The organism is Mycobacterium sp. 1245801.1 (assembly GCF_001673055.1).
Classification (GTDB): Bacteria; Actinomycetota; Actinomycetes; order Mycobacteriales; family Mycobacteriaceae; genus Mycobacterium; species Mycobacterium europaeum_A.
This window is the reverse complement of the sequence record NZ_LZKY01000092.1, coordinates 1-1240: the sequence shown is the minus strand read 5'-3', so window position 1 is coordinate 1240 and position 1240 is coordinate 1. Positions and strand designations below refer to the sequence as shown.

The following is a 1240-nucleotide window of genomic DNA, read 5'->3' as shown; positions in this document are numbered from 1 at the left end:
GACGCTACCTCTAGTGGTATCCGGTCATGTCAGTTCCGGACGCAGCGCCTCACTGCTGTCGCTCCTCGCGAAGCTGGTCGATCAGGGTGGTACTCGGTGCGTGATCATTTGCCACCAAAGCCGCGCACCAAGCGCGCGACACCAACTGCAGATCGGCGTCAATCGCTTCGATATCGCGCATGTCCGAATGCTAAGCCGAGGCAGCGCTTCGCTCACTTCACCCCGGCGAACGGCGCAGATTCTTTATCTCGAAGGTGACTGATCGCTGGCGTAAGACCACCGACTTTATGCGGCCGTCAGCATCGGTTTGAGGCAGATCGTCGTCGGACCGGCCTGACGTCGCTGGGATTCGCTAGTGAGATGAAGCCGTGTCTGCGCTGCGTCGAGGCTAGTACATAGTGAATAGCGGCCAACGGCGTCCGCCCGTAATTTTCTACCCATGCGAGACCTCGCGACCATCGATGGCGAATCCGCCTGGTGACGCGAGCGCGCCTAGCGGCTCGATAACTCTGCGACGGCATTCCAGTACCACATTGATCGATCAGGCGCTCGACGAGCGAACGGCGGCAAATTGCACCGCAGCGTCGGCTTGAACCGGCGTGGAGAGGTTACCAGCGGGGTAGCGTCATAGCTGCTCCAGAAGAACAGGGTGCGGTTTTACGGGCGGTGCAATGCAGCTGAAATGGATTAGCGTTGCCGGTCTGATCGCTCAGGCCGGTGGTGATCCGTGGGCGATTAACCAGAGCTTGCAGGCCGGCAGCCCCGCGCAGATTTCGAGCCTTGCGGAGGCTTTTCATGGTGCTGGTCGACACACCGCCGAGGCGGACCACTCGTTTGAGCAAGCCCGGCAACGGTTCGACGCGGCCTGGAACCACCAGAACGGTGATCACCCGATCAACGATGCGGCTGAAGTGCAGCGGCTCGTCAAATCGCTTGGTGCACAGTCCGAGCAGTTGCCCAAAATCGGCAGTGACCTGGAAAACATCGCCAGCATGCTGGCTGCCGCGCAGAAAGAGGGTGCCGCAGAGATCGCCACACTGGAAAAGCAGTTGCAATTGCTCGACAAACTCATTGTGGCGGCGAAGAAGGACCTGGAAGACCCCGCCCTCGATGCGAAAAGCCGCCACGCGCTCGAAACGTTGATCGACGACGCTAAAGCTGACGCCGCCGATGACACACGAGATGCACTCAAACAGATGACATCTATCCGCGACACCTACACGCGATCGCTACGGCAAGC

General features: G+C 60.0%; 1 protein-coding gene and 1 pseudogene. One reads left to right on the top strand and one right to left on the bottom strand.

Annotated features, from left to right (window positions below; translation table 11 throughout):
• Positions 1-49: 49 nt before the first annotated feature.
• Positions 50-181: a hypothetical protein gene (locus A5622_RS30440; protein WP_255361663.1), complete on the bottom strand. Its 132-nt coding sequence runs from the start codon at positions 179-181 to the stop codon at positions 50-52.
• Positions 182-671: 490 nt separating this feature from the next.
• Between A5622_RS30440 and A5622_RS05625 the strand changes: the two are divergent.
• Positions 672-1240: pseudogene (locus A5622_RS05625) on the top strand (hypothetical protein); the annotation flags it as partial.

What these genes read in the sequence shown, in the direction of transcription:
- A5622_RS30440 (WP_255361663.1), bottom strand. Translation starts at nt 181, where the DNA reads ATGCGCGATATCGAAGCGATTGACGCCGATCTGCAGTTGGTGTCGCGC.